This is a genomic window from Variovorax sp. LjRoot84 (assembly GCF_964254305.1).
In the GTDB taxonomy this organism is placed as follows: Bacteria; Pseudomonadota; Gammaproteobacteria; order Burkholderiales; family Burkholderiaceae_C; genus Variovorax.
In genome coordinates, this window is record NZ_CAXUTE020000001.1 from 1,990,012 (window position 1) to 2,014,401 (window position 24,390).

Genomic DNA, 24,390 nt, shown 5'->3' on the forward strand with positions numbered 1-24,390 from the left:
TTCCCATGACCTTCCCACGCCTGTCGACCCTGGGCGCCGCGCTCGTGGCCGTCTTCACCCTGATGCCCCTGGCCGCCGTGCATGCGCAGGACGGCGGCACGCTCGCCAAGGTCAAGGCGAGCGGCACCATCACCTTCGGCTACCGCGAATCCTCCTTCGGCTTTTCGTACCTCGACGGCAATCTGAAGCCGGTGGGCTACAGCATCGAGATCTGCAACCGCATCGTCGAGGCGATGAAGGCCGAGCTCAAGATGCCCAGCGTCGAGATCCGCTACCAGGCCGTGACCTCGGCCAACCGCATTCCGCTGGTGGTCAACGGCACGGTCGACATCGAGTGCGGCAGCACCACCAACCTGGTCGAGCGCCAGAAGCAGGTGGCTTTTTCGCCCGACATCTTCCGCTACAACGTGCGCATGCTGGTGAAGGCCGATTCGGGCATCAAGAGCGTTGCCGACCTGCAGGGCAAGACGGTGGTCACCACCACCGGCACCACCTCCTTCCGCCTGCTGCGCGAAGCCGACAAGGGCAAGAACCTCGAGGTGACCAACCTGGCCGGCAAGGACCACACCGACTCCTTCCTGCTGGTGGAGAGCGGCCGCGCCCAGGCCTTCGTGCTCGACGACATCCTGCTCGCCGGCCAGATCGCGAACGCGCGCAATCCCAAGGACTTCATCATCACCGGCGAGAGCCTGCGCACCGAGAACCAGTCGCTGATGTTTCGCAAGGACGACCCGGAATTCAAGGCGCTGGTCGACCGCGTGGTGGGTGGCATGATGAAGTCGGGCGAGATGGAGAAGCTCTACGCCAAGTGGTTCGTGTCGCCGATCCCGCCCAAGAACATCAACATCAACTATCCGATGAATGCCGAGACGAAGGAGGCTTTTGCCAACCCGTCGTCGAAGGGCATCTGAACCTCGTTCATGACGCGCATCGCCCTGATCCATGCATTGAGCCACTCGGTGGCGCCCATCAACGCCGCTTTCGCGCGCGACTGGCCTGAAGCGCAATTGATGAACCTGCTCGACGACAGCCTCTCGGCTGATCTCGCGCGCGGCGGCCGAGGGCTCGACGAGGCGATGCACGAGCGCTTCCAGCTTCTCGCGCAGTACGCGGTCGATACGGGGGCGATGGGCATCCTCTTCACCTGCTCGGCCTTCGGTCCGTGCATCGAGGCGGTTGCACGTCGGCATGCGGCCATGCCGGTGCTGAAGCCGAACGAAGCGATGGTCGCGGAGGCCGCGGAGGCCGCGGCGGGCGCAGGCAAGCTGGGGCTCATCGCGACCTTCCAGCCGACGCTCGACTCCATGCCGCCGGAGTTTCCGGCCGGCGTGGAACTCGAGCTCGCGCTGGCCGAAGGCGCACTCGATGCGCTGAACGGGGGCGATGCGGCGCGACACGATGCGCTCATCGCGAAGCAGGCCAGCGCGCTGCGCGACAAGGGCTGCACGCGCATCGCGCTGGCGCAGTTCAGCATGGCGCGTGCCCGTGTTGCCTGCGAAAGCGCAGCGGGGCTGCCGGTGCTGACCACGGTCGACAGCGCAGTGCGCGCGCTGCGTGCGCGGCTGAGCTGAACGCCAACTGACTCCCGGCCTCGCGATAATCGGCGCTCTTACAAGGAGCGCGCGTGGATATCGTTTTGCTGGTCAAGGCCGCGATCATGGGCATCGTCGAGGGCCTGACCGAGTTCCTGCCGATCTCGTCGACCGGCCATCTGATCCTCGCCGGTTCACTGCTGGGATTGAACGGCGACAAGTTCAAGGTCTTCGAGATCGCGATCCAGACCGGCGCGATCTTCGCGGTCATCCTGGTCTACTGGCAGAAGATCCATTCGACTGTCGTCGCGCTGCCGCGCCAGCCGAAAGCGCGGCGCTTCGCGCTCAACGTGCTGATCGGCTTCCTGCCCGCCGTGGTGCTGGGGCTCGTGTTCGGCAAGCTGATCAAGGCGCACCTGTTCACGCCGGTGGTCGTGGCCAGCACTTTCATCATCGGCGGCTTCATCATCCTGTGGGCGGAGAAGCGGCCGCCGGGCTCGGTGCACATCGAGAACGTCGACGACATGACGCCGTGGGACGCACTCAAGGTCGGGCTGGTGCAGTGCTTTGCGATGATCCCCGGCACCAGCCGCAGCGGCGCCACCATCATCGGCGGCATGCTCCTGGGCCTGTCGCGCAAGGCGGCGACCGATTTCTCCTTCTTCCTCGCGATTCCGACGCTGATCGGCGCCGGCGCCTACAGCCTCTACAAGGAACGGGCGCTGATGTCTGCGGTCGACATTCCGCTGTTCGCCGTCGGGCTGGTTTTTTCGTTCGCGAGCGCCTGGCTTTGCGTGCGCTGGCTGCTGAAGTACATCAGCACGCACGACTTCATTCCCTTTGCGTGGTACCGCATCGCCTTCGGCATCGTGGTGCTGGCGACGGCGTGGAGCGGGGCGGTGGTCTGGGCTGACTAGGGCCTGTTACGCTATTTGCGGGCAACGCCGCAGACGGCCCCTTGGCTGGGCACCCGAAGGGAAGGCATGCGACCCCGCAAATAGCGTTAACAGGCCCTAGGCCGGCTTCGCGCCGATCAAGGTCTTCAGTTTCGCCTTGACGTGGGCGCCGACCGGCGTGCGGGTCTGGGCATGCTCGCGGCGCAGAGGTGCGAGGTTCCGGTTTCTGGGATCGGCCAGCATCACCGCGGCCAGGTAGGCCGACTGCCCGGCGGCCTTGGACAGCTCGCTCAGTTCGCTCCAGCCTGGTAGATGGCCGCAGGGAGCGGAAGGCTCTTCAAGGCGGACCAGCAGCGAACGCGTCACCTCCAGCAGCGCGCTGGCGGAGTTCAGGCAGAAATAGACGGCCGATTGCGCGGGCGGACTGCGATGGCTCGGAGCGTCGAAGAACATCGGATCGAACTCGCCGGACGGAAAGCACGGCGCCTGCCGCGCAGAACCTTCGACCTCGGACAGCATCTGCTCGATGGCCTGCAGCGTGCGATGCATGAGCTCGTTTTCGATCGGCGTGGGTGCCATGGCGAACCTGCTGAACCCTTGTGAACCTCGTGGAATCCGCTTGCAGTGTTGCTCTTTCTCGGGGCGGCGCACTGGGCCTGAAGAGCCAACCGGAGGGCCAAGCGCGCGGGCGTCTCGAATGGCCGTTCAGGCCATCAGGTTGCGCAGCGATGCTTCCGTTGCCGCGGCGGTAGCGATCGGCTTTTCCATCGGAAAAAGATGCGTGCCGTCGAGCATCATGATCCGCCCCTTGGTGACCTGCTGCGTCATCGTCATGCCCACGCGCCGCATCTCGACCGATTGACGCCCGCCGATGAAGGCCGCGTTGCACTTGAGCGGATGGGCGCGCAGCAGCGCGCCGAGGTTGTGGGGCACGGTGTCGTAGATCGCGGTCTCGATGTCGCGGTCGAAGCTCAAGGTGCGGGCATCCTCCATGTCGAAGGTGCCGTGCTCGATGTAGTCGCGCAGCACGCGTTCGTCCCACTTCGCAAAAGCCTTCTTGCTGCGGAAGTGTTCGAACACCGCCTCGCGGTGCTCCCAGCTGTTGCGGCGCTTGCGGCTCACCATGCCGGGCGAGACGCTCTTCATCCACGGCGTGCGCTTCATGAGGCTCAAGGTGTTGGCCCGCCAGCCGCCGATGAGCGGCGAGTCGAGCAGCACCACGCCGCGCGCGAGCGCGGGATGCAGCGCTGCGCACATCAGGCTCAGAAAGCCACCCAGCGAATGGCCGACCAGGAACACCGGGCCGCCGGCCGCGTCGGCCCGCGTGCGCGCGAAGTCGGCCAGCTGCTGCACCAGGTGCGGCCAGTTGTCGGTGACAGGGTACTTCGGGTCGTGGCCGAATTTCTCGATCGCGTCGATCTCGAAGCCGCGGTTGCGCAGGCTGTCGAGCATCACGCGGTAAGTGCTCGCCGGGAAGCTGTTCCCGTGCGAGAAGACGATCGAAGGCATGCCCTTCAGATCAGCTTTTCTTCAGGTGTCGAGATCTTGCGCAGCGGGCTGTGGCGGGTCGCCGGCATCTTGAGCGGATGCTCGGTGTAAGCGTCGTCCCAGACCGGGTCCTCGATGCTGTCGAAGACTTCGCGCAGCTTCTGGCCCCAGCTGTTGTGCATCATCCGGTAGTAGGGGTTGTCGGCGTCGATGCAGACCACCTTGTCGGTTTCGAGCCGGTTGGCTTCATAGACCACGAGGTCGAGCGGCAGGCCGACGGAGAGGTTCGACTTCATCGTTGAATCCATCGAGACCAGCGCGCACTTGGCGGCCTCGTCCAGCGGGGTGTCAGGCGTCAGCACGCGGTCGAGCACCGGCTTGCCGTACTTGGATTCACCAACCTGGAAGTAGGGCGTCTCGTTGGTCGCTTCGATGAAGTTGCCGGCCGCGTAGACCAGGAACAGGCGCATGCCTTCGCCCTTGACCTGGCCGCCGAAGATGAAGGAGACGTTGAAGTCGAGCCCGGCGTGCTTGAGCGCCTCGGCGTCGCGGTCGTACACGTGGCGCACCGCCGAGCCGAGCACGCGCACGGCATCGAACATGCTCTTGGCATTCCAGATCGTGATCGGCGGGCTGTCTTCGGTCTCGCGCAGCTCCTCGATCTGCAGGATCTCGCGCACCGACTGCGAGATGCTCAGGTTGCCGGCCGACAGCAGCACCATGACGCGATCGCCCGGCTGCTCGTAGACGATCATCTTGCGGAAGGTGCTGATGTGGTCGACGCCCGCATTGGTGCGGGAGTCGGAGAGGAACACCAGTCCGGCGTTGAGTTTGATGCCGACGCAGTAGGTCATGAGGTCTTCTCGCACGAATCGGGCCTAGCCCTGTTCGCGCGCGTGGAGTGTCTTGAGTGCGTAGAGCGCTTCGAGCGCTTCGCGCGGGCTCATCGTGTCGGGGTCGAGCACAGTCAGCGCGGATTCTACGGCGCTCACAGGCGGTGCTTCCACCGCCGGCGGTGGCGCGAACAGGTCGACCTGGGCGCGCGTCTGGGTCTGCTGGGCCTCCAGCGCTTCGAGGGCCTGGCGCGCATGATTGACCACGGCAGCCGGCATGCCGGCGAGCCGCGCGACCTGGATGCCGTAGCTCTTGCTGGCCGGGCCCGGCTGCATCTCGTGCAGGAACACGATGTCGCGGCCGGCCTCGGTGGCGCTCACGTGCATGTTGACGGCGCCGTGGTGCGTGGCCGGGAACTCGGTGAGCTCGAAGTAGTGGGTGGCGAAGAGCGTGAAGGCGCGCGTGCGGTCGTGCAGCTGCGCCGCGATGCCGGCGGCGAGCGCGAGGCCATCGAAAGTACTCGTTCCGCGGCCGATCTCGTCCATCAGCACCAGCGAATGGGCGGTGGCACCGTGCAGGATCTGCGCCGCCTCGGTCATCTCGAGCATGAAGGTCGACTGCGCATTGGCGAGATCGTCGGCCGCGCCGATGCGCGTGTGGATGGCATCGATGGGCCCGAGCCGGCAGGCCTCGGCCGGCACGTGCGAGCCGATCGAAGCCAGCAGCACGATGATCGCGACCTGCCGCATGTAAGTCGATTTACCGCCCATGTTGGGGCCGGTGATCACCTGCATGCGTTGTTGAGGACCCATGCGGGTGTCGTTTGCAATGAATGCGCCCGATGATTTTTCTGCGAGGCGGGCCTCCACCACCGGATGGCGGCCCTTTGCGATTTCGATGCAGGGGTGGGCGACAAAGCTCGGTGCGCGCCAGTGCAGCGTGTGCGAGCGCTCGGCCAGCGCGCAGAGCGCGTCGAGCGTGGCCAGTGCGTTGGCGAGCCGGCCGAGCACCGCGACCGAGGGCTGCAGCGCATCGAGCAGCTGCTCGTAGAGCCACTTCTCGCGCGCCAGGGCACGGTCCTGCGCCGACAGCGCCTTGTCCTCGAAGGCCTTGAGCTCGGGCGTGATGAAGCGTTCGGCGTTCTTCAGCGTCTGGCGGCGGCGGTAGTTGTCCGGCACCTTGGTGAGCGCGCTCTGCGTGACTTCGATGTAGAAGCCGTGCACGCGGTTGAACTGCACGCGCAGGTTCGAGATGCCGGTGCGCTCGCGTTCGCTCGCTTCGAGCTGCAGCAGGTAGGCGTCGCTGTTCTCGCTGATGGCGCGCAGCTCGTCGAGCTCGGCGTCGTGGCCGTCGGCGATCACGCCGCCGTCGCGCACCAGCGCGGAAGGCTCGGGGCCGATGGCGGCCACCAGCAGTTCGACGCAACCGGACGGCGGCGCCAACTGCTCGGCGATGCGCGCGAGCAGCGCGGCCGAGCCGGGCAGGGCGGGCGCCAGCTCTTCGGCCTTGGCGAGTGCCATGCGCAGCGCGACCAGCTCGCGCGGACGCACCTGCCGAAGCGCAATGCGCGCGGCGATGCGTTCCACGTCGCTGGTGTTCTTGAGCCGATCGCGCAGCGTGCGCCACGGCGCCGCGATGGCGCCGGGCGCTGTGGACTGCAGCGCGTCGATGGCTTCGAGCCGCGCCTCTGCATCGCCGCGCTCGCGCCGCGGCGCCAGCAGCCAGCGCTTGAGCAGGCGGCTGCCCATGCCCGTCATGCAGGTGTCGAGCAGCGAGAACAGCGTGGGCGAGTCTTCGCCGCGCAGCGTCTGCACCAGTTCGAGATTGCGCCGTGTGGTCGGCGGCAGCTCGATCAGCTCACCGTCGCGTTCGACCGAAAGCCGTTGCACATGCGAAAGCGTTCTGCCCTGCGTGTGCTCCGCATAGCCCAGCAGCGCCGCGGCGGCCGCATGCGCGCTGGCCAGCGATTCGGCGCTCCAGGCGGCCAGGCTGTTGCTGCCCATCTGCTCGCACAGCTTGCGCTCGCCGAGGCCGCCGTCGAACTGCCAGGCGGGCCGCACCGAGAGCGTGAAGGGCGCGCCGTTGCGCGCGGCCTTCAGGCGCTGCTCGAAGCCGGGCGTCACCTCGGCGCTGTAGAGCAGCTCGCTCGGCGCGATGCGCGCGATCCAGGCTTCCAGCGCATCGGCGGGGCATTCGGCCAGCCGCAGCTCGGCGCCGGTGACGCTGAGCCAGGCCAGGCCGCAGAAGTTGCGCGTGCCGGCGTGCACCGCGAGCAGCAGCGAATCGCTCTTGTCGTTGAGGAGTTCGGTGTCGGTCAGCGTGCCCGGCGTGACCACGCGCACCACCTTGCGTTCCACCGGGCCCTTGGCCGCGCCGACCTCGCCCACCTGCTCGCAGATGGCCACCGATTCGCCGAGCTTGATGAGCCGCGCGAGGTAGGTATCGACCGAGTGGAAGGGCACGCCGCACATCACCACCGGCTGGCCGGCCGACTGCCCGCGCTGCGTGAGCGTGATGTCGAGCAGGCGCGCGGCCTTCTCGGCATCGGCGTAGAACAGTTCGTAGAAATCGCCCATCCGGTAGAACAGCAGCGTGTCGGGATGGTCCGCCTTGAGCCCGAGGTACTGGGTCATCATCGGGGTGTGCGAGGCGAGTTCGGGTGTGTCGCCTCGGCTCATGAGCGCTCCGTTTTCTGAAAGTACATCGTGTTGCGCAAGCCTTCGAAATGGGCATCGCAGGTCAGCAGATCAGCGCCCTGGTGTCGCGCCGTTGCGTAGACGATGGCATCCACCGTCGCCAGCTTGTGCTCGCGGTGCAATTCGGCCGCGAGCAGTGCGATGGAGGTGTCCAGCGGCACGACCACGCATTTTTGCGTATAGGCGATAACCTGGTCCGCTTGTTCTTCGCCGACCTCGCGCATCAGCCATTTCGACAGTTCGAGCTGGACGATGGTTGGAACGATGCAGCGCGCTTTGTCGGGGAATTCCTTGCCGAGTTTCTTGCCGAGCGCGCTGCCGGTGAGCCATTCGATCCAGGCCGAGGTATCGACCACGCGCGTTGACGCGGCCATCAATAGCGGTCCTTGCGGTCGCGGTAGCCGTCTTTTCTTGCGCCCTTGGCGATGCCGGACAACTGGTCCAGTTCCGGCACCGGCATGACCAGCACACCTTTGCCCTTGGGAACGAAAACGAACTCCTGGCCTGCCTCCCAGTGCTGTTCTTCACGAACAGCCTTGGGAATGGAGATCTGGAACTTGCTGGACAGAGTCGCGGTGGCGGTCATTTCGTACCTCGAATTGATCGATGGGGATTCGGTAAGAATATACCCGCTTCCCGAGGCACGCCGACGAGCGGGCGCCCGCTCGCGGCGGGCGCCCGTCACAAGGAGAACGAGGAGATGGCTACAGCTGCCCGCGGCGCCGGCGCGCGACGCGCACGGCGTCGACCCAGGTGTCGATGTTGAAGCGCTGGCCCGACTCCGCGATCCGCGCGCCGGTGATCTGGTGCAGCGAAATGCGGCGCAGGTCGCCCGGCAGTTCGCCGTGGCCGTGGAGGATCCTCTTCTGCACGTCGAGGTGATCGACCTGCATCGTGCACTCCGCCTTCTGGCCGCGGGGGTCTAAATAGCGCACGTGGATGCGCGGCTGTTCGTCGACGATGGCATGTTCGCCCTTGCCCTGGATGAACCACTCGGGCAGGGTGTCGGGCGGCGAATCGCCGCTCACGCTCAGGCCGCCGCGCACGGTCGGGATCTCGAGCGGTATGTGACCCGATCGCACCCTGGCCGCCGCGATGCGGCGTTCGGTTTCGCGCCGCTCGGCGACGCGGTGCCACGCGATCCACATGATGACGAACAGGAGCAGCGCTCCCGTCAACAGCGCCACCAGGAACTGCCATTGCGCAAGTCCGATGTCCATCTGTCGGCTCCCAGGGATATAGATATAGCCATTAAGTATTCAGCCTGGAAATTCTGGACGCGCGGGCATGGGGTGTCAAACGCCTTCAAGGCATAGGGCGTTCGGCCGGCCGCGCGGGCTCAGTCCTCGTGGGTGTCGTGGGTGGCCACGGCGCCGCGGCGCCAGTAACCCGAGGCCCGCATCCACTTGGGATGGGCGCCGCGTTCACCGACCAGATGGGTGCGCAGCGCCTTGGCGGCGGACGATTCGCAGGCCACCCAGGCATGGAAGTCGCCGGCCGGCAACGTGAGCTTGCGCAGCGCATCGAGCAGGCCGCTGCCGGTGCCCGGTTCGGCGCCGCGGCGGTGCACCCATTGCAAGTCCAAGCTGGCCCGGGTCTCGAAGGGGATTTCGTCGGCCTCGCTGTCGACCTCTGCCAGCACCACCGCGCGCGCGCCGGCCGGCAGCTCGGTCAGCCGGCGCCAGATGGCGGGCAGGGCGGTGTCGTCGCCGATCAGAAGGTGCCAGTCGAAGTTGGTCGGAACGATGAAGGAGCCGCGCGGCCCGCCCACGCCCAGCAGGTCGCCGACCTTGGCCTGTTCGGCCCACTGCGTGGCCGGACCGGCCTCGTGCAGCGCGAAGTCGACTTCGAGGGTGCCGGCCACGGCATCGTGGCGGCGCGGCGTGTAGTCGCGCATGGTCGGCTTCGGGCCCTCGGGCCAGACCGGTCCGTCGGGGCCGACGGTCGGCACGGTGAGCGCGCCGGTCCCGGCATCGGGGAAAAAGATCTTGGCGTGATCGTCGAAGCCGAGGCTGGTGAAGCCGGCCAGGTCCTCACCGCCGAGCGTGATGCGGATCAAGTGCGGCGCCACGCGCTGCACCGCGCGCACCTCGAGCTTGCGAAAGCGAAGTTCATGGCGCACGCGGCGCGGCAGGCGGTCGGGGCCAGGAGAAGAAGGGGGAGAGGAAAGATAAGTCATGTCGTCGATTTCAGTTGTTGGCCGGTGAAGCCAGGCCCGTTCGGGGAACACCGCGGAACCGGCTTCGCCGGGCCGCTGGTGTTGCCCCCGGCGAGGGGGTTGGCGTAGCGACACGAAGTGCGCGAAGCCTGGGGGTGAACTCAAATCCTTTCAAGTTGTTGAGCGGCGCTGTCGAGCACCGCGGCGAATTCGTGGGCTTGTTGTTCGGTGAGGGGTTCGCGCGCGAGGCGCATGCGCATCGCGAGCTTGAGGTTCTCGATGGCGCGCACCACCTGCGGCGGCCGGCCGTGGCGCGGGCCTGCGCCGTCGACGCCGCCTTTCATGCGCGCCATCATCTCGTCGGTGATCTCGCGGTTGGCGGCAAGGAATTCGCGGCCGGCCTCGGTGATGCTGTAGCGCTTGCGGCCGCCGGCGTCGGCGAGGTCGACGCTCACGCAGCCCGTTTCCTCGAGGAGGGTGAGCGTGGGGTAGACGATGCCGGGGCTGGGGCTGTAACGGCCGCCCAGGCGGTCCTCGATGGACTTGATCAACTCGTAGCCGTGGCTGGGCTTGTCGGCGATGAGCTGCAGCAGAACGAAACGCAGGCCGCCGTGGCCGAAGATGCGGCCACTGCCACTGCCACCGCCGCCACGCCCGCCGGCCAAGCCGTCGCCATGGTCGCCGCGGGGATGGCCGTGCAGAAAGTGCTTGAAAGATCGCATTGGAATGGGCTCGATGTCGTTATCTGATTATATAAAGATATATCTAAATATTATCTTAGTCAAGGCTTGGGACCGATGACCAGCCCGCGCCGCACCTATGTCGCACGCATCAACCGCGTGATCGACCACATCGACGCGCACTTGGCCGACCCGCTCGATCTCGCGACGCTGGCTGGCGTCGCGCACTTTTCTTCCTGGCATTTCCATCGCGTATTCCAGGCCATGGCCGGCGAGACGCTGGCCGATTGCGTGCGGCGGCGCCGGCTGGAGGTGGCGGCGGCCCGGCTGCTGGGCCTGCCGCCCGAGCCGGTGCTGGCGATCGCGCTCGACGTCGGCTTCGGCTCGGCGGCGGTGTTCACGCGGGCCTTCAATGCGCACTTCGGCGTCACCCCCACGGACTGGCGGCGCGGCGCCTACCGTTCGTGGGCCGAACGCCACCGCATCGAACTCGGCAAGATTCATCAAGCCGACCGCAAGGCGCATCAAGCCGTGGCCGAGGCTTTCCGACAGGATGAACGTTCCTGGCCCAAGGGGCCTGTTCCTCGTTCAGGAGACAGCGAAATGAAGATCGAACTCAAGACCCTGCCGGAGGTCCGCGTGGCCTACATGCGGCAGGTCGGCCCGTATGGCGACTCGGGGATCACGCGCACCTGGCAGCGCTTCGCCGCCTGGTGCGGCGAGCACGGCCTGATGGAACCGCGGCGCACGATGTACGGCGTCAGCCACGACAACCCCGACGTCACGCCGCCGGCGAAGTGCCGCTACGACGCCTGCATCGAGGTCGGCGAGGGGTTCCGGCTGGAGGGCGAGATCGGCGTGCAGACGGTTGGTGGCGGGCGCTATGCCTGCACCGAATTCACCGGCCCGTCGACTGAGATCCATACGGCCTGGATGAATCTGTGCGACTGGCTGCCGGGCAGCGGTTACCAGCCCGCCGACGGCGCGCCGATCGAAATCTACGGCCGCGACTTCGAGATGGACGAGAAGACGGGGGCGTTCAACTGCACGCTGTGCATGCCGGTGCGGCCGCTCTGACTAGCGCTGCGGCATGTCCTTGACCGAGTAGCCGAGACTCACGGTCGCGTCATGAGGGATGGGGGGCATGCCGGCGTTCCAGGCCTGCCAGGCTTCGCGCATCGCGGCCAGCCGTTCGGGCTCGCGCGGCGCCTGGTTGGCGCGTTCGCGTTCGTCGGCCGGGATGTTGAACAGGTACTCGTTGCCGTCGACCTGCAGGTACTTCCAGTCGCCGTCGCGCAGGGCGCGCTGATTGCGGTGGTTCATGCGCCAGTGCAGCGGGCGGCGGAAGCTCGTCGTCGCGTCGCGCAGCACGGGCAGGAGCGACACGCCGTCGAGCGGGTAGCTCGGGTCGGCCTTGGCGCCTGCCGCGTCGAGCATCGTGGCGGACCAGTCCATCGTCATGCAATGCTGGGCGCTCTCGCCGCCGGCAGGTATGAGCGCGGGCCAATGCGCGATCCACGGCACCCGGATGCCGCCTTCGGTCAGGTCCATCTTGCCGCCGACCAGCGGCCAGTTGTCGGAGAAGCGTTCGCCGCCGTTGTCGCTGGTGAACACGACCAGCGTGTCGCCGGCGATGCCGTGTTTCTCGAGCGCCGCCAAGATCCAGCCGATGCCTTCGTCCATGTGGTGGATCATGCGGCGGTAGGTGTGGATGTTGCCGCCGGCCAGGTCGAACAGGTTGTTCTTCACTGTGGGCGCCTTGGCCGCGTCCTCGCGCGTTTCCCAAGGCCAGTGCGGCGCGGTGTAATGCAGGCTCAGGAAGAAGGGTGCATCCTTGTTCGCCATGCGCGCAACGTAGTCGACCGCGCGCCGCGAGAGCAGGTCGGTGAGGTAGCCCTCTTCCTTTTGATCTTCCTCGCCCGACCAGAGGTCGTGCCGGCCGCTCGAATCGCAATGCGTGAAGTAGTCGACGCCGCCCGACATGGGGCCGAAGAATTCTTCATAGCCCGAACGCAGCGGACCGAAGGCCGGCGCAAAGCCCAGGTGCCATTTGCCGATGAGGGCCGTGCGGTAGCCCGCTTCGCGCAGCAGCGAGGGCAGGGTGGGATGCTCCGGCGGCAGGCCCAGCGTGGCGCTGCCGCGGCTCTTGCTGTTGATCGGCTCCTCGGCCGCGCCGCGAAGGCGGTACTGGTAGCGCGCCGTCATCAGCGCGAAGCGCGTGGGCGAGCACACCGGCGAGTTCGCGTAGCCCTGCGTGAAGCGGATGCCGTTCGCGGCCAGCCGGTCGAGCACCGGCGACACGGGCCCGAAGTCGGCATCGCGGCCGCCGTAGCAGCCGAGGTCGGCAAAACCGAGGTCGTCGGCGACGATGAAGATGATGTTGGGACGTTGCATGAAAAAGTTCAGGGTTGGTAGCCGGACTTCTGGACCACGGGCGCCCACTGGGCGCGGTAGGCCTTGAGCATGGCCGCCGTCTGCTCCTGCGTGCTGGCCACCGGCGTCATCAGCGAATCCTTGAAGCGACGCACGGTGTCCGGGTCCTGCATGACCTCGCGGATGGCCTGCGACAGGCGTGCGACCTTCTCGCGCGGCATGGTCGCGGGCGCGAAGAAGGTGTTCCAGCCGGTGGCGACCAGGTCGAGCCCGGCCTCCTTGAAGGTGGGCACCTCGGGCGCGAAGGGCGAGCGCTTCGCGCCCGACATCGCGAGGATGCGGATCTTGCCGGCCTGGTGCTGCGGGATGACCACGTCCAGCGTGTCGACGGCGATCGGCACCTGCCCGCCGATCAGGTCGGTCAAGAGCGGGCTGGAGCCGCGGTAGCCGATCACTTGCGTCGGCACCTTGGCCTTCTCGCCCACCATGAGCCCGAAGAAGTGCGGCAGGCTGCCGGTGGCGGGCACACCGACGTTGGCCTTCTCGGGATTGGCCCGCATCCAGGCCAGCAGGTGCGGCAACTCGCGCACCGGCACGGCAGTCGCCACCGACAGCGCGAATTCGTAGTCGTTGACGTGCGAGACCGGCACGAAGTCGCGTTCGGCGTCATAGCCGTTGTCCTTGAAGACCAGCGGCGCCACGACCATCACGGCCGGGTTGGCCAGCATCAGCACGTTCTGCGCGGCGGGCGTGGCCTTGACCTGCTGGGCCGCGAGGCGGCCGCCCGCGCCGGGCTTGTTGTCGACCACGACCGGCACGCCGAGCTTGGCCTGCAGCTTGTCACCGACGATGCGCGCCACGCGGTCGGTCGCGCCGCCGGGCGCGTAGCCCACCACGATGCGCAGCGGGCTGTCCAGCGGCTGGGCCGCGGTGGCGCAGGCGATGGCGGCCAGGGCGAGGGTGCCGGTGAGCCGGCGAAGAATGTGTTTCAGCATGGAGAGGGTTCCCGTTCAGTCGTTGGCTTGGAAGTTCACGGCTCGCATGATGCCGCCCCAGCGCGCCGTGTCCTCGCGCATGGTCTTCAGCAAGGCCACGGCATCGTCGCCCACGGGGTACATGCCGTTCTGCAGCAACTGCTGGCGCACTTCGCGCGCATTGACGGCGCGGGTGAATTCGGCCCGCAGCTTGTCGACGATGGGCTGCGGCGTGTTGCGCGGCGCGTAGTAGGCGAACCAGGCAGCTGCGACCACGTCCTTGTAGCCGGCCTCGGCGAAGGTCGGCAGGCTGGGCATCAGCGGCGAGCGCTTGTCGCCGCTGGTGGCCAGCACCTTCACGCGGCCGGTGGTCTGCAGCTGGAGCGCGCCGCCCACGGTGTCGAAGTAAACCGGCACGGTGCCGCCCATCACGTCCTGACGCGCCGGCGTCGAGCCGCGGTAGGCGACGTGGACCATCTTCAGGCCGGCCGCGCGGTTGAGCATCTCGCCGAGAAAGTGCGAGGGTGTGCCGGCGCCGTAGGAGGCGAAGCTCAGGTTGTCGCCCTGGCTCTTGGCCCAGGCGATGAACTCCGGCAGCGTGTTGGCGGGCACCTCCTTGTGGACCACCAGCGCCAACTCGAAGCGCGCTGCATTGATGATCGGCACGAAGTCCTTGATCGGGTCGTAGGAGAGATTGCGGTAGGCGCTCGGGAACATGGTCATCATGCTGGCGGTGCCGAGCAGCAGGGTGCGGCCGTCGGGTGGCGCGGTCTTCACGGCCTCGACCGCGATGCGGCCGGCCGCGCCGGAGCGGTTGTCGACCACCAGCGACCCGAGCGAGTCGCGCACCTCGTGCGCGATCGCCCGCGTCAGCACGTCCTGCGTGCCGCCGGCGGGCACGCCGATCAGCACCTTGATCGGCTGGCCGGGGCTGAAGGCAGCTTGGGCGCCGGCCAGCGGCGCGAGCGCGAGGCCGCCGAGCGCGGCAAGGGCCTGGCGGCGGTCGATCGAAGCAAAGGGCATGGTTGTCGTCTCCTGGGTGTGCCGTGGCGCCGCACGACTCTAGAGGCTCGACAATCGATTGATCAAATCAACTGTTCTGCGGAAAAACCCGATGGCCGAAGCGCTCAGACCGCTGGACGACCTGCTGCTGTACCGGCTCAGCCGCCTGCTGTCGGTGGCCGGCGGCATGGTCATCCGCCTGTGCGAAGGCCGCTTCGGCATCACGCGGCGCGAGTGGCGCCTGATCGCGACGCTGGCCAGCCGCGGCGCGCTGGGCTCCTCGCAGCTCGCAGAGTATGCGCAGCTGGACCGTGCGCGCACCTCGAAGGCAGTGGGCTCGCTGGTGGCGAAGGGGCTGGTCTTGCGCACCCAGCCGGGCGGCGACCGGCGTCATGTGCTGCTGCGCCTCACGGACAAGGGCAGCGTGCTCTATGCCGAACTCTTTCCGCTCGTGTCGGCGATCAATGCGCAGCTCATGTCGGTGCTCGACGAGCGCGCCGCCGCGCAGCTCGACGCGTCGCTGTCGCGTCTGCAGGCGCAGGCCGAAGCGATGGCCGCCGACGCGGTGCTGCCCAAGGCCGACCGCGGGCGGCGCGGTCCCTAGGCGGGCGCGGCTTGCGGCGGGGCCGTGTCCTCGATGCGCAGCCTGGGCAGGAACTGCGGGTACTCGCGCTGCATGAAGTCGATCAGCCCTTCGCGCACCGTGCAGCGCAAGTCGAAGGCCAGCGACGAAGACGCCGCGGTGCAGAGCACGCGGATCTGCATGCTGCGCTCGGTGGCATCGGTCACGCGCAGGTTGAAGAAGCGGCCGTCCCATTCGGGCGCTGCCTTCACGATGCGCTCCGCCTCCTCGCGCAGCGGCGCGAGCGGCATGCCGTAATCGGCATGGATGAAGACCGAGCCGAGCAGCTGCGCGTCGTGGCGGGTCCAGTTCTGGAACGGCTTCTCGATGAAGTAGCTGAGCGGCAGGATCATGCGCCGGTCGTCCCAGATCCTGAGCACGACGAAGGTGCCGGTGATCTCCTCGACGCGGCCCCATTCGCCTTCGACCACCAGCACGTCGTCCATGCGGATCGGCTGCGCCAGCGCGATCTGCAGGCCCGCGATGAGGTTGCTGAACACGGGCTTGGCGGCCAGGCCCGCCACGATGCCGATCACGCCCGCCGAGGCCAGCAGGCTGGCGCCGACCTGGCGTGCGCCCGGAATGGTCATCAGCATCATCGCGCCGCCGGCCACCAGCAGCACCGAATTGGCGGTGCGCGCGAGCACGCGCGTCTGCGTGAGCACGCGGCGCGCCTGCAGGTTGTCGGTCACGTCATGGGGATGCTGGGCCAGCACGCCCTCGGCGAAGCTGTTGACGGCCCTGACGGTGAGCCAGGTGACCGCGGCAATCAGCAGCAGCCCGTTCAGGTGCCGGACGCTTCCGATGAAGCGCAGGTCGTCGGGCGCAGCCTGCCACACCATCTGGAGCGCCGCCAGCGGCAGCACGACGCGCGCGGCATTCTCGATGCCGATCAGCATCGCGAACAGCGCGGGCGTGGAACGGGTCACGCGCTTGAGCACGATGCCGCCGAGGCGGTGGACCAGCAGTGCGAGCGGCACGACGATCAGGGCGGCCAGGCAGGGGCCGAACCACGCATGGGCGAGCAGCATTTCCTTGTTCATCAGGCAGCCTTGGGGAGGTTCTCGTCCAGGGGTTGCAGGATGCGTGCCGCATCGTCGCGCAATTGCGCGGCGATGCCAGTCGCCAGGTCGAGCCGGCGCAGCAGCCAGGGGCTGACGTCGTTGTCGAAGGGATCGGGCAGCGGGATCGGCCCGGCCAGCGTGGTGGCGGAGGCGCTCTCCGGCATCACCGGTCCGGTCGTGGGCGCGCTGCCGATGGCGGCCTCGATGCGCTCGGCGGTGCGCGCGAGCGGCCCTTCGATCTCGGCTGGCGTGAGCCGGTCGCGCCTGAGCACCAGCATCGACTTGACCGCACTCAGCTGCGCCAGCAACTGGTAGCTGTGCGCCTGCAGGTGCTCGAGCGGCTCGAGCGGCGGCTGCACCGCGCGCGGTTCCGACAGCGAGCGCTGCGTGGCCTGCACCAGCGCCGAGAGGCTGTCGTAGGCCTCGCGGCGCGCGAGCCGCCATTCGAGTTCGGGGCTGGTGACCACCGAGCGCAGCTGGCCGAGGCCCAGCGCCAGCCGGGCATGGCGCGCCTGCGCCGTGAGCGTTCGCGCCACCAGCGCCGGAATCTGGCTGCGCTCCCACGAGGGCAGCACGTAGCAGAAGGCCCAGGCCAGCGCGGCGCCGATCAGCGTGTCGGCCACGCGCTCGAAAAGCGCGAAGGTCGGGCTCATGCCGACGTTCAGCATGTGGGCCTGGAGCAGGCCGAGCACGGTGGCGGCCACGGAGGTGACCAGGTAGCGCCGCACCGCAAAGCCGTGCGCAATCGCCTGCGCCACCGTCACCGCGGCCAGCATGCCCAGCGGCGAGGGATGCGCGGACAGCAAGGCCACCGCGAGCACGCAGCCCAGCAACGTGCCGGCCACGCGGCTGTTGCGCCGCTCCAGCGTTTGCGACAGGCTGCCGCGCAGCACCACCACGATGGTCAAGAGGATCCAGTAGTCGTGCGAACCCCAGGGCAGCATCACCGCGATCGCGTAGCCGGTGGCAATGGCGAGCGCGGCGCGGATCGCATGGCGCAGCGGCGGCGCATCCCAGCGCCACAGCGTGAGAAAGGGGCGCAGCGACCACTCGGTGGGACTCACGAACATCTGCCAGTTGGCCCGCACCACCGTGAGGTCGGGCTCGACATCGCCGCGCGCCATGGCCACCAGGCGCAGCACTTCGTCGTTGATGTGGCCGATGCGGCTGGCCAGGCCGCGCGCAAGCATCGCGGGCGTCGGCCCGATCTGGCCGGCGGGCGGCGGCGCGTCTTCGTCGTCGAGGTGGATGGCCGCCAGCTCGGGACGGCGATCGGGCACCGGGGCAGGCTCGCGGCCCAGCAGCAGCGTATCGGCCAGCGCTTCAGTCTCGTCGGCCAGCTCGTCGAGCACGCGCTGCATCTCGCAGAGCGCCGCGGCATGGCCGGGATGCGCCTTGAGCGCGTCGAGGTCGAGTTCGCTGGCCAGCAGCAGGTCGCGCAGCTCGAGCACCAGCACCAGCATGCCGGCCAGCCGCTGCCGGCGCGGCGTGCGCGGCGATTCGAGCACGATGTCGCGCGTCGCCTGCAGTTGGTCGGCCAGCGCGGCCTGCTCGCGCAGCAGCTGGCCGAGCAGCGAGGTCGGCACTTCGCGCACGTCGCCGGAATCGTCCCTGGGCGTGAACTGCCGGGCCTCGGTGCGCATCAGCGCGGCCAGCGAAAGCAGCACGTCGGCCATCGCCTGCACGCGGTAGCGGCCGTTGAGCGCATGGTTGGCGAGCACCGCGTAGATCACGTAGAGGCAGGCCCCGATGCCGAAGTGCAGCGTGCGTTCGAGCGCTTCGGTCATGCCCGTGGGTGCGGGCGTGGCCATCGAGAAGATCATCGAGAACATGACCGCAATCGCGATCGGAATGCCGCGCTTGCCCCAGGCCATGGCGACGAAGGCCAGGAAGGTCGCCGGCACCAGCAGCAGGCCGAGGCGCAGCGGCGCCGAGTGCAGCAGCTGCACGAAAAAGAACAGCGGCAGCCCGATCAGCGGCGACGGCAGCATCTGCCAGAACTTGCCGCGGCGCGGGCCGGGCAGGTCGGGCGGGGCGGTGACGATCACGCCGACGGCGGCCGCCGAGGCGGCCAGGGCGCCCAGCAGCAGATGCACGCCGCCTGAGATCAGCATCAGCCCGAAGGCGACCGACAGGCCGTTCGCGACGTAATGCGAGAGCGCCACGCGCAGCGCGGCGCGGCCCCGGTCCGCGGTGGCGCGCTGCGCCCGCATCACTTGGCGTCGTCGTCGTCCAGGGCGGGCCCGACAGGCGACTCGCGGCGCAGGCGCGTGAGCTTGCGCGGCGCCGGCGCGGCTGCCGTGTCGGCCGGTGCCTCGGCATCGGTCTGCGCACCGACGACGGTGCTGCGCGCGTAGACGTCGCCCGGGTGGGCCGAGGGATCGACGGCGCGCACGCGGTCGCTGGCGCGCAGCTTGTCGTCGACGCTGGCGAACTTCGAGTACTTGCCCAGGATCGGCACCAGCTGGCCATAGATCCGCGGGGCGCCGGCAAGGCACTCGCGTTGCTCGAGGAAGTCGGGCTCGCCGGTGAAATTGCCGATCAGGCCGCCCGCTTCGGTGACGATCAGCGAGCCGGCCGCCACGTCCCAGATGTTGAGGCCGGTTTCGAAGAAGGCATCGGTGAAGCCGGCCGCCACGTAGGCCAGGTCGAGCGCGGCCGCGCCGGGGCGGCGCAGGCCGGCGGCGCGCGGCATCAGGTCGGCCATGATGGCCAGGTACTGCTTGAAGTTGTCGCCGGTGCGGAAGGGGAAGCCGGTCGAGATCAGGCACTCGTTGAGCCGCGTGCGCTTGCTCACGCGCAGGCGGCGGTCGTTCATGAAGGCGCCGCGGCCCCTGGTGGCCGTGAAGAGGTCGTTGCGGCTGGGGTCGTAGATGACGGCCTGCTCGACCTTGCCCTTGATCGCGAGCGCGATCGAGACGCAGTAGACCGGGAAGCCGTGGATGAAGTTCGTGGTGCCGTCCAGCGGATCGATGATCCAGACGTAGTCGGAATCCTTGGCGCCGTGCTCGGTGCCCGATTCCTCGGCCAGGATGCCGTGCCCCGGGTAGGCGCCGAGCAGCGTCTCGATGATCGCTCGCTCGCTCGCGTGGTCGACTTCGGTGACGAAGTCGTTGACCTGCTTCTGCGAAATGCGCACCGCTTCGACATCGAGCGCGGCGCGGTTGATGATGGCGCCGGCGGCGCGGGCGGCCTTGACGGCCACGTTGAGCATGGGGTGCAGGTTGGGGGACGACATTGGATTGTGGGAAGAACGGCGGGCGGCGCCGGAACGCGCCCTGGAATGCGGCCCGGCGATGCGGGCGGCGAGAATCGGGGAATTTTACATGCGCACCCGATTCATCCTGATCCAGACCAGCCACGCCGGCAACGTCGGTGCTGCCGCGCGCGCCATGAAGACCATGGGCTTCGGCGATCTTGTGCTGGTCGCGCCGCGCTGGGCCAATGTGCTGCGGCGCGAGGAGACCATCCAGCGCGCGAGCGGGGCGCTGGACGTGCTGGCCAATGCGCGCATCGTCGAGACGCTGGACGAGGCGCTCGACGGCGTCACCCACCTGTGCGCGACCGCGATGGTGCCGCGCGACTTCGGCCCGCCCACGCGCACGCCGCGCGAGCACCTGGAGCCGCTCGCCAAGGATGAGGGGCAGCACGTGGCCTTCCTGTTCGGCTCGGAGCGTTTCGGCATGCGCAACGAGGATGTCTACCGCTGCCATGTCGCGCTCAGCATTCCGACCGATCCGAGCTTCGGCTCGCTGAACCTCGGCGCGGCGATCCAGGTGATTGCCTACGAATGGCGGCTCGCGCTGGGCGGCTACGCGGTGCGGGATGCCACCGCACCGGTCCAGGCGGCCGATGCGCAGGCTGTGGCTGGCATGCTCGAACACTGGGAGCGCTCGCTGGTGCAGATCGGCTTTCTGGACCCCGAGGCGCCCAAGAAGCTGATGCCGCGGCTGCAGCAGCTCTTCAACCGCGCGCAGCCGACGCCGGAGGAGATTCACATCCTGCGCGGCATCGCCAAGGCGATGGCGGATGCGTCGCAGAAAACCCCATCGCGCGTGCGCGATGACCCGAGCCCTTAGACTGCGCGGCCCATATAGCCATAACAAGAACATCCATGTTCTCGCGCCTGCGCTCCGACATCCAGTGCATCCTCGACCGCGATCCGGCCGCACGGACGCGCTGGGAAGTGTTGACCCTCTATCCGGGCCTGCATGCCGTGGTGCTGCACCGCCTTGCGCACTGGTGCTGGGGCCATGGCCTGAAGTGGATCGGGCGCTTCATCTCGCAATGCTCGCGATGGTTCACCGGCATCGAGATCCATCCGGGCGCGATCGTCGGCGACCGCGTGTTCTTCGATCATGCGATGGGCGTGGTGGTCGGCGAGACCGCCGAGATCGGCGACGGCTGCACGATCTACCAGGGCGTGACGCTCGGCGGCACCTCGCTCTACAAGGGCGCCAAGCGGCATCCGACGCTGGGCAAGGACGTGGTGGTCAGTGCCGGGGCCAAGGTGCTCGGCGGCTTCGTGGTCGGCGACGGCGCCAAGATCGGAAGCAACGCCGTCGTGATCAAGCCGGTGCCCGCGGGCGCCACGGCAGTGGGCATTCCGGCGCGCATCATTCCGTCGAAGGCGGGCACCAGCGCCGACGTCACGACCGCCGACAGGAAGTTCACGGCCTACGGGATCACGATGGAAGACGACCCGTTGTCGCAGGCCATGAAGGGGCTGATCGACAACGCGTCGGGCCAGGATCACCAGATCGCGCTGCTATGGCAGGCGATCGAGGCCTTGTCCGCGCAGCCCGGAAAGAAGGATTGCGTGCCGGGCGATGCGGCGCGGGAAGAGTGCTTCGAGGCGGAGCGCCTGACGCAGCTGGTGGGGAAGTGAACTTGCTCCCTCTCCCTCTGGGGGAGGGAGCAAAGAAGGTGATTCAACGCGACCGGATCGCCGACTTCGGCCGGAACGCCTTGCACACCGATTCGTCGGTTTCCAGATAAGGCCCGCCGATCAGGTCGATGCAGTAGGGCACCGCGGCGAAGATGCCCGGCACCACCTGCGCGCCCTGGGCGTCCTTCAATCCTTCGAGCGTCTCCGCGATCGCCTTCGGCTGCCCCGGCAGATTGATGATCAGGCTGCGATCGCGGACGACCGCCACCTGGCGGGAAAGAATCGCCGTTGGCACGAAGCGCAGGCTGATCTGCCGCATCTGCTCGCCGAAGCCGGGCATTTCCTTGTGCGCCACGGCGAGCGTCGCTTCCGGCGTCACGTCGCGCAGGGCCGGCCCGGTGCCGCCGGTCGTCAGCACCAGCGAACAGCCGGCGTCCACCAGCTCGATCAGCGCCGCGCTGATGCCCGCCTGTTCGTCGGGAATCAGTCGCGGCTCGAAGCGGATCGGGTTGCGCAGCGCGCGCTGCAGCCATTCCTGCAGCGCGGGCAGGCCCTTGTCCTCGTAGACGCCGCTGGAGGCGCGGTCGCTGATCGAGACGATGCCGATGCGCACCGGGTCGAATGTGCCGGCTTCGCTCATGCGTCCTCCTCGCGCGACTGTTCCGAGGCCTCGGCCGCATGGTCGTCGGTGCCATGCACGCCCAGCTGCGCGCGCACGATCTGGAACACCTCGCGGTAGGCCTTGCCCTGGCGCGGCGCCTCGCCGGGCGGTCCGGCCTTGATGTCCTTGCGCGCCTGACGCACCAGCGCGCGCAGCTGCTGGGCGTCGGTGCCGGGATGGGTTTCGATCCAGCCGCCGAGCGCGTCGTCGTCGGCAATCAGGCGGTCGCGCCAGCGTTCGGCGTCGTGCAGGATCGCGGTCTCCTGGGCCGGGCCGCGGTTCTGCTCGTCGAGTGCGCTGCGCACGGCGTCGAGTGTCGCAGCATCGAGGCCGCGCATCAGCTTGCCGATGAACTGCATCTGGCGCCGCTTGCCTTCGAAATTGGTGATGCGCTTGGCTTCTTCGATCGCGTCCTTCAGCTTCTCGCCGAGATCGAGTTTGTCGAGCAGGCCGGCGCGCAACGTGAGCAGGGCTTCGCCCAGCGCCTGCAGTTCGGTGCTTTCGCGCTTGAGATCGGTTCTGCTTGCTGCGTCGGTGCCCTTGAGCTCGCGCTTGAGCTCCAGATCGAGTTCGCTGCCTTCGGCCACGAACTGGCCGCGGACGAAGTAGCCTTTTTTGGGTTTGCGGGACATAGAGCCAATCGTTGGCCGCACCATCGGGAACAGGGGGCGCAAGTATCATAGCCAACACATGAGCACATCTTCATCGCGCGCCGATTCCGGCTTCGCCTACACCCGCCCCTTTTTCGAAAACCTGGTCGATTCGGCCCTGGCGCATGCCAAGAAGCTCGGCGCCACCGACGCCGGCGCGGAGGCGTCCGAGGGTTGTGGCCTCAGCGTCTCGGTGCGCAAGGGCGAACTCGAGAACGTCGAGCGCAACCGCGACAAGTCGCTCGGCGTCACGGTCTATGTGGGCCATCGGCGCGGCAATGCCAGCACTTCCGACTTCTCCGAGGCCGCCGTCGCGCAGACGGTGCAGGCGGCCTACGACATCGCGCGCTTCACGGCCGAGGATCCGGTCAGCGGCCTGCCCGACGAAGCGGACATCGTCACCGACCAGCCCGATCTCGACCTGTTCCATCCCTGGAACATCAGCAGCGAGCAGGCCGCTGCGCTGGCGCTCGAATGCGAGGCCGCAGCACTGTCGACGGACAAGCGCATCACCAACAGCGAAGGCGCAGGCGTCTCGGCGCAGCAAAGCCATTTCTTCAGCGCCCATACGCGCGGCTTTCGCGGCGGCTATGCGAGCTCGCGGCACTCGATCTCGGTAGCGCCGATCGCCGGCAAAGGCGACGATATGCAGCGCGACGCCTGGTACAGCTCGATGCGCTCGGCCGAGGAGCTCGCGAGCCCGGCGGCCGTCGGGCGCTATGCGGCTGAACGCGCGCTGAGCCGCCTCAAGTCGCGCAAGATCAAGACCACTGAATGCCCGGTGCTTTTCGAGTCGCCGATGGCGGCCGGGTTGCTGGGCGGCCTGGTGCAGGCCACCAGCGGCGGTGCGCTCTACCGCAAGAGCAGCTTCCTGCTCGATTCGCTCGGCAAGCAGGTGCTGGCCAAGCACATCGACGTGCTCGAAGATCCGCACATCCTGCGCGGCAAGGGCAGCTCGCCCTTCGACGACGAGGGCGTGACCACGCGCAAGCGCAAGGTGGTCGACGGCGGCCGACTCGAGGGCTATTTCCTGAGCACCTACTCGGCGCGCAAGCTGGGCATGAAGACCACCGGCAATGCCGGTGGTTCGCACAACCTCACTCTGAGCTCGCGGCTGACGAAGAAGGGCGACGATCTCGATGCCATGCTCGCCAAGCTCGGCACCGGTCTGTTCGTGATCGAGCTCATGGGGCAGGGCGTCAACTACGTGACGGGCGACTACTCGCGCGGCGCCAGCGGCTTCTGGGTCGAGAAGGGCAAGATCACCTTTCCGGTGCAGGAGATCACGATTGCCGGCAACTTGAAGAGCATGCTGCTCGGCATCGAGGCGATTGGTGCCGATGCCTACAACTACGGTGCGAAGACCACCGGTTCGATCCTGGTGAACCGGATGAAGGTCGCCGGAAGCTAAGCCGCGTCTGCGAGCAGCGCCTCGCGCACCCTGGCGATGGCGTTGAGGTAGGGCGTGGTGAAGCCGTCCAGAGGCGCATCGGGCGCCAACCAGTTGAAGCTGAAAACGAGCCCGTCTTCTTCCGGACTGCCCATGGCCACGTGGTCGAAGGTCTCGGGCAGCGGCGATGGTGCGCGCATCAGGAACAGGTGCCAGAGCTGGGCATGCCGATGCACGTTGCCTTCGATGCCGGCCTCGCATTCGCGGTCCAGCGTGCCCAGCGGCTGCAGTTCGCCGCGGTAGTCGATGCCCGACTCTTCCAGCAGCTCTCGCCGCACGGCGTCTTCGGGCGCTTCTCCGGGCTCCACCGTGCCCTTGGGCAACTGCATGCTCTTGTCGCCGGGATGGTGGAAGACCAGCAGGCGGCCGCGGTCGTCCACCACGCAGGCGCAGGCCTTGTGGATCGCGGTGCGTGCCGTCAT

26 protein-coding genes are annotated in these 24,390 nt (G+C 67.9%); 8 read left to right on the top strand and 18 right to left on the bottom strand.

Annotated elements, in window-relative coordinates:
* Nucleotides 1-5: 5 nt before the first annotated feature.
* From ACSQ9I_RS10340 to ACSQ9I_RS10350, 3 genes are read left to right on the top strand one after another with little or no spacing between them, the layout of a single operon-like run.
* Nucleotides 6-911 (top strand): transporter substrate-binding domain-containing protein, encoded by a 906-nt coding sequence (locus ACSQ9I_RS10340; RefSeq protein WP_436313114.1) that lies wholly within the window; start codon nt 6-8, stop codon nt 909-911.
* A 9-nt stretch (nt 912-920) separates the two neighbouring features.
* Nucleotides 921-1,571, top strand: a complete 651-nt coding sequence (locus ACSQ9I_RS10345; RefSeq protein WP_436313115.1) for an aspartate/glutamate racemase family protein — start codon at nt 921-923, stop codon at nt 1,569-1,571.
* Between the two features lie 53 nt (nt 1,572-1,624).
* Nucleotides 1,625-2,449 carry an undecaprenyl-diphosphate phosphatase gene (locus ACSQ9I_RS10350; protein ID WP_093102353.1) on the top strand — a complete coding sequence of 275 codons (825 nt, stop codon included), beginning with the start codon at nt 1,625-1,627 and terminating at the stop codon, nt 2,447-2,449.
* 96 nt (nt 2,450-2,545) lie between these two features.
* Here ACSQ9I_RS10350 and ACSQ9I_RS10355 read toward each other — a convergent pair whose 3' ends face one another.
* The 9 genes from ACSQ9I_RS10355 to ACSQ9I_RS10395 all read right to left on the bottom strand — a co-directional run bounded on the left by ACSQ9I_RS10355 (nt 2,546) and on the right by ACSQ9I_RS10395 (nt 10,326).
* The gene (locus ACSQ9I_RS10355; protein WP_436313116.1) at nt 2,546-3,007 is read right to left on the bottom strand and encodes a hypothetical protein; all 462 of its coding nucleotides are present in this window, start codon (nt 3,005-3,007) and stop codon (nt 2,546-2,548) included.
* 126 nt (nt 3,008-3,133) lie between these two features.
* A complete protein-coding gene (locus tag ACSQ9I_RS10360) occupies nt 3,134-3,937 on the bottom strand; it encodes an alpha/beta fold hydrolase (protein WP_093102356.1) in 804 nt (267 codons plus the stop codon).
* Between the two features lie 5 nt (nt 3,938-3,942).
* A complete protein-coding gene (locus ACSQ9I_RS10365) occupies nt 3,943-4,770 on the bottom strand; it encodes a proteasome-type protease (RefSeq protein WP_093102358.1) in 828 nt (275 codons plus the stop codon).
* 24 nt (nt 4,771-4,794) lie between these two features.
* Nucleotides 4,795-7,428: a DNA mismatch repair protein MutS gene (gene mutS / locus ACSQ9I_RS10370; protein ID WP_436313117.1), complete on the bottom strand. Its 2,634-nt coding sequence runs from the start codon at nt 7,426-7,428 to the stop codon at nt 4,795-4,797.
* Nucleotides 7,425-7,802: a type II toxin-antitoxin system VapC family toxin gene (locus ACSQ9I_RS10375; protein ID WP_436313118.1), complete on the bottom strand. Its 378-nt coding sequence runs from the start codon at nt 7,800-7,802 to the stop codon at nt 7,425-7,427. Before ACSQ9I_RS10375 ends, mutS begins: the two co-directional genes overlap by 4 nt.
* A 17-nt stretch (nt 7,803-7,819) precedes the next feature.
* Entirely contained in the window at nt 7,820-8,032 is a 213-nt protein-coding gene (locus ACSQ9I_RS10380; protein WP_093102362.1) for an AbrB/MazE/SpoVT family DNA-binding domain-containing protein, read from the bottom strand.
* A gap of 118 nt (nt 8,033-8,150) precedes the next feature.
* On the bottom strand, nt 8,151-8,666 hold the full coding sequence (locus tag ACSQ9I_RS10385; RefSeq protein WP_436313119.1) for a hypothetical protein: 516 nt from the start codon (nt 8,664-8,666) through the stop codon (nt 8,151-8,153).
* A 119-nt stretch (nt 8,667-8,785) separates the two neighbouring features.
* Nucleotides 8,786-9,625, bottom strand: a complete 840-nt coding sequence (locus ACSQ9I_RS10390) for a siderophore-interacting protein (protein WP_436313120.1) — start codon at nt 9,623-9,625, stop codon at nt 8,786-8,788.
* Nucleotides 9,626-9,765: 140 nt separating this feature from the next.
* Nucleotides 9,766-10,326 carry a PadR family transcriptional regulator gene (locus tag ACSQ9I_RS10395; RefSeq protein ID WP_436313121.1) on the bottom strand — a complete coding sequence of 187 codons (561 nt, stop codon included), beginning with the start codon at nt 10,324-10,326 and terminating at the stop codon, nt 9,766-9,768.
* A gap of 75 nt (nt 10,327-10,401) precedes the next feature.
* Here ACSQ9I_RS10395 and ACSQ9I_RS10400 point away from each other — a divergent pair, with 75 nt between their 5' ends.
* The gene (locus ACSQ9I_RS10400; RefSeq protein WP_436313122.1) at nt 10,402-11,361 is read left to right on the top strand and encodes an AraC family transcriptional regulator; all 960 of its coding nucleotides are present in this window, start codon (nt 10,402-10,404) and stop codon (nt 11,359-11,361) included.
* Here the strand turns inward: ACSQ9I_RS10400 and ACSQ9I_RS10405 are convergent, their stop codons facing one another.
* Genes ACSQ9I_RS10405 through ACSQ9I_RS10415 form a run of 3 tightly spaced genes read right to left on the bottom strand, consistent with a single transcriptional unit; the run spans nt 11,362 to nt 14,654 of the window.
* Nucleotides 11,362-12,678 (bottom strand): sulfatase family protein, encoded by a 1,317-nt coding sequence (locus ACSQ9I_RS10405; RefSeq protein WP_436313123.1) that lies wholly within the window; start codon nt 12,676-12,678, stop codon nt 11,362-11,364. It abuts the gene before it with no gap.
* A gap of 8 nt (nt 12,679-12,686) precedes the next feature.
* The gene (locus ACSQ9I_RS10410; RefSeq protein WP_436313124.1) at nt 12,687-13,652 is read right to left on the bottom strand and encodes a Bug family tripartite tricarboxylate transporter substrate binding protein; all 966 of its coding nucleotides are present in this window, start codon (nt 13,650-13,652) and stop codon (nt 12,687-12,689) included.
* Between the two features lie 15 nt (nt 13,653-13,667).
* Nucleotides 13,668-14,654, bottom strand: coding sequence for a Bug family tripartite tricarboxylate transporter substrate binding protein (locus ACSQ9I_RS10415; RefSeq protein WP_436303502.1), 987 nt, complete (start codon nt 14,652-14,654; stop codon nt 13,668-13,670).
* 91 nt (nt 14,655-14,745) lie between these two features.
* On the opposite strand from ACSQ9I_RS10415, the gene ACSQ9I_RS10420 reads away from it, so the two are divergent.
* On the top strand, nt 14,746-15,237 hold the full coding sequence (locus ACSQ9I_RS10420) for a MarR family winged helix-turn-helix transcriptional regulator (protein WP_436313125.1): 492 nt from the start codon (nt 14,746-14,748) through the stop codon (nt 15,235-15,237).
* On the opposite strand, the gene ACSQ9I_RS10425 is transcribed toward ACSQ9I_RS10420, so the two are convergent.
* The 3 genes from ACSQ9I_RS10425 to ACSQ9I_RS10435 are packed head-to-tail and all read right to left on the bottom strand — an operon-like array spanning nt 15,234 to nt 19,557.
* On the bottom strand, nt 15,234-16,298 hold the full coding sequence (locus ACSQ9I_RS10425) for a mechanosensitive ion channel family protein (protein WP_093102376.1): 1,065 nt from the start codon (nt 16,296-16,298) through the stop codon (nt 15,234-15,236). The genes ACSQ9I_RS10420 and ACSQ9I_RS10425 overlap by 4 nt on opposite strands.
* The gene (locus tag ACSQ9I_RS10430) at nt 16,298-18,532 is read right to left on the bottom strand and encodes an FUSC family membrane protein (protein WP_436313126.1); all 2,235 of its coding nucleotides are present in this window, start codon (nt 18,530-18,532) and stop codon (nt 16,298-16,300) included. The genes ACSQ9I_RS10425 and ACSQ9I_RS10430 overlap by 1 nt, the downstream gene beginning before the upstream one ends.
* The gene (locus ACSQ9I_RS10435; protein WP_093102379.1) at nt 18,532-19,557 is read right to left on the bottom strand and encodes an inositol monophosphatase family protein; all 1,026 of its coding nucleotides are present in this window, start codon (nt 19,555-19,557) and stop codon (nt 18,532-18,534) included. The genes ACSQ9I_RS10430 and ACSQ9I_RS10435 overlap by 1 nt, the downstream gene beginning before the upstream one ends.
* Before the next feature lie 88 nt (nt 19,558-19,645).
* Between ACSQ9I_RS10435 and ACSQ9I_RS10440 the strand changes: the two genes are divergently transcribed.
* Together ACSQ9I_RS10440 and cysE are read left to right on the top strand one after the other, a co-directional pair.
* A complete protein-coding gene (locus ACSQ9I_RS10440) occupies nt 19,646-20,398 on the top strand; it encodes an RNA methyltransferase (protein WP_093102380.1) in 753 nt (250 codons plus the stop codon).
* Nucleotides 20,399-20,433: 35 nt separating this feature from the next.
* Complete coding sequence (gene cysE / locus ACSQ9I_RS10445; protein ID WP_093102382.1) at nt 20,434-21,207, top strand: serine O-acetyltransferase; 774 nt, start codon at nt 20,434-20,436, stop codon at nt 21,205-21,207.
* 43 nt (nt 21,208-21,250) lie between these two features.
* On the opposite strand, the gene mog is transcribed toward cysE, so the two are convergent.
* Together mog and yjgA are read right to left on the bottom strand one after the other, a co-directional pair.
* Nucleotides 21,251-21,847, bottom strand: coding sequence for a molybdopterin adenylyltransferase (gene mog, locus ACSQ9I_RS10450; protein WP_436313127.1), 597 nt, complete (start codon nt 21,845-21,847; stop codon nt 21,251-21,253).
* Nucleotides 21,844-22,500, bottom strand: a complete 657-nt coding sequence (yjgA, locus tag ACSQ9I_RS10455; RefSeq protein WP_436303504.1) for a ribosome biogenesis factor YjgA — start codon at nt 22,498-22,500, stop codon at nt 21,844-21,846. The genes mog and yjgA overlap by 4 nt, the downstream gene beginning before the upstream one ends.
* 58 nt (nt 22,501-22,558) lie before the next feature.
* On the opposite strand from yjgA, the gene pmbA reads away from it, so the two are divergent.
* On the top strand, nt 22,559-23,929 hold the full coding sequence (pmbA, locus tag ACSQ9I_RS10460; protein ID WP_093102386.1) for a metalloprotease PmbA: 1,371 nt from the start codon (nt 22,559-22,561) through the stop codon (nt 23,927-23,929).
* On the opposite strand, the gene ACSQ9I_RS10465 is transcribed toward pmbA, so the two are convergent.
* On the bottom strand, nt 23,926-24,390 hold the full coding sequence (locus ACSQ9I_RS10465) for an NUDIX domain-containing protein (RefSeq protein ID WP_093102388.1): 465 nt from the start codon (nt 24,388-24,390) through the stop codon (nt 23,926-23,928). The genes pmbA and ACSQ9I_RS10465 overlap by 4 nt on opposite strands.

Excerpts from the sequence above, each read along its gene's own strand:
- ACSQ9I_RS10340 (WP_436313114.1), top strand. The coding sequence starts at position 6 with ATGACCTTCCCACGCCTGTCGACCCTGGGCGCCGCGCTCGTGGCCGTC.
- ACSQ9I_RS10345 (WP_436313115.1), top strand. The coding sequence starts at position 921 with ATGACGCGCATCGCCCTGATCCATGCATTGAGCCACTCGGTGGCGCCC.
- ACSQ9I_RS10355 (WP_436313116.1), bottom strand. The coding sequence starts at position 3,007 with ATGGCACCCACGCCGATCGAAAACGAGCTCATGCATCGCACGCTGCAG.
- ACSQ9I_RS10360 (WP_093102356.1), bottom strand. The coding sequence starts at position 3,937 with ATGCCTTCGATCGTCTTCTCGCACGGGAACAGCTTCCCGGCGAGCACT.
- ACSQ9I_RS10365 (WP_093102358.1), bottom strand. The coding sequence starts at position 4,770 with ATGACCTACTGCGTCGGCATCAAACTCAACGCCGGACTGGTGTTCCTC.
- mutS (WP_436313117.1), bottom strand. The coding sequence starts at position 7,428 with ATGAGCCGAGGCGACACACCCGAACTCGCCTCGCACACCCCGATGATG.
- ACSQ9I_RS10380 (WP_093102362.1), bottom strand. The coding sequence starts at position 8,032 with ATGACCGCCACCGCGACTCTGTCCAGCAAGTTCCAGATCTCCATTCCC.
- ACSQ9I_RS10385 (WP_436313119.1), bottom strand. The coding sequence starts at position 8,666 with ATGGACATCGGACTTGCGCAATGGCAGTTCCTGGTGGCGCTGTTGACG.
- ACSQ9I_RS10390 (WP_436313120.1), bottom strand. The coding sequence starts at position 9,625 with ATGACTTATCTTTCCTCTCCCCCTTCTTCTCCTGGCCCCGACCGCCTG.
- ACSQ9I_RS10395 (WP_436313121.1), bottom strand. The coding sequence starts at position 10,326 with ATGCGATCTTTCAAGCACTTTCTGCACGGCCATCCCCGCGGCGACCAT.
- ACSQ9I_RS10400 (WP_436313122.1), top strand. The coding sequence starts at position 10,402 with ATGACCAGCCCGCGCCGCACCTATGTCGCACGCATCAACCGCGTGATC.
- ACSQ9I_RS10405 (WP_436313123.1), bottom strand. The coding sequence starts at position 12,678 with ATGCAACGTCCCAACATCATCTTCATCGTCGCCGACGACCTCGGTTTT.
- ACSQ9I_RS10410 (WP_436313124.1), bottom strand. The coding sequence starts at position 13,652 with ATGCTGAAACACATTCTTCGCCGGCTCACCGGCACCCTCGCCCTGGCC.
- ACSQ9I_RS10415 (WP_436303502.1), bottom strand. The coding sequence starts at position 14,654 with ATGCCCTTTGCTTCGATCGACCGCCGCCAGGCCCTTGCCGCGCTCGGC.
- ACSQ9I_RS10420 (WP_436313125.1), top strand. The coding sequence starts at position 14,746 with ATGGCCGAAGCGCTCAGACCGCTGGACGACCTGCTGCTGTACCGGCTC.
- ACSQ9I_RS10425 (WP_093102376.1), bottom strand. The coding sequence starts at position 16,298 with ATGAACAAGGAAATGCTGCTCGCCCATGCGTGGTTCGGCCCCTGCCTG.
- ACSQ9I_RS10430 (WP_436313126.1), bottom strand. The coding sequence starts at position 18,532 with ATGCGGGCGCAGCGCGCCACCGCGGACCGGGGCCGCGCCGCGCTGCGC.
- ACSQ9I_RS10435 (WP_093102379.1), bottom strand. The coding sequence starts at position 19,557 with ATGTCGTCCCCCAACCTGCACCCCATGCTCAACGTGGCCGTCAAGGCC.
- ACSQ9I_RS10440 (WP_093102380.1), top strand. The coding sequence starts at position 19,646 with ATGCGCACCCGATTCATCCTGATCCAGACCAGCCACGCCGGCAACGTC.
- cysE (WP_093102382.1), top strand. The coding sequence starts at position 20,434 with ATGTTCTCGCGCCTGCGCTCCGACATCCAGTGCATCCTCGACCGCGAT.
- mog (WP_436313127.1), bottom strand. The coding sequence starts at position 21,847 with ATGAGCGAAGCCGGCACATTCGACCCGGTGCGCATCGGCATCGTCTCG.
- yjgA (WP_436303504.1), bottom strand. The coding sequence starts at position 22,500 with ATGTCCCGCAAACCCAAAAAAGGCTACTTCGTCCGCGGCCAGTTCGTG.
- pmbA (WP_093102386.1), top strand. The coding sequence starts at position 22,559 with ATGAGCACATCTTCATCGCGCGCCGATTCCGGCTTCGCCTACACCCGC.
- ACSQ9I_RS10465 (WP_093102388.1), bottom strand. The coding sequence starts at position 24,390 with ATGACGGCACGCACCGCGATCCACAAGGCCTGCGCCTGCGTGGTGGAC.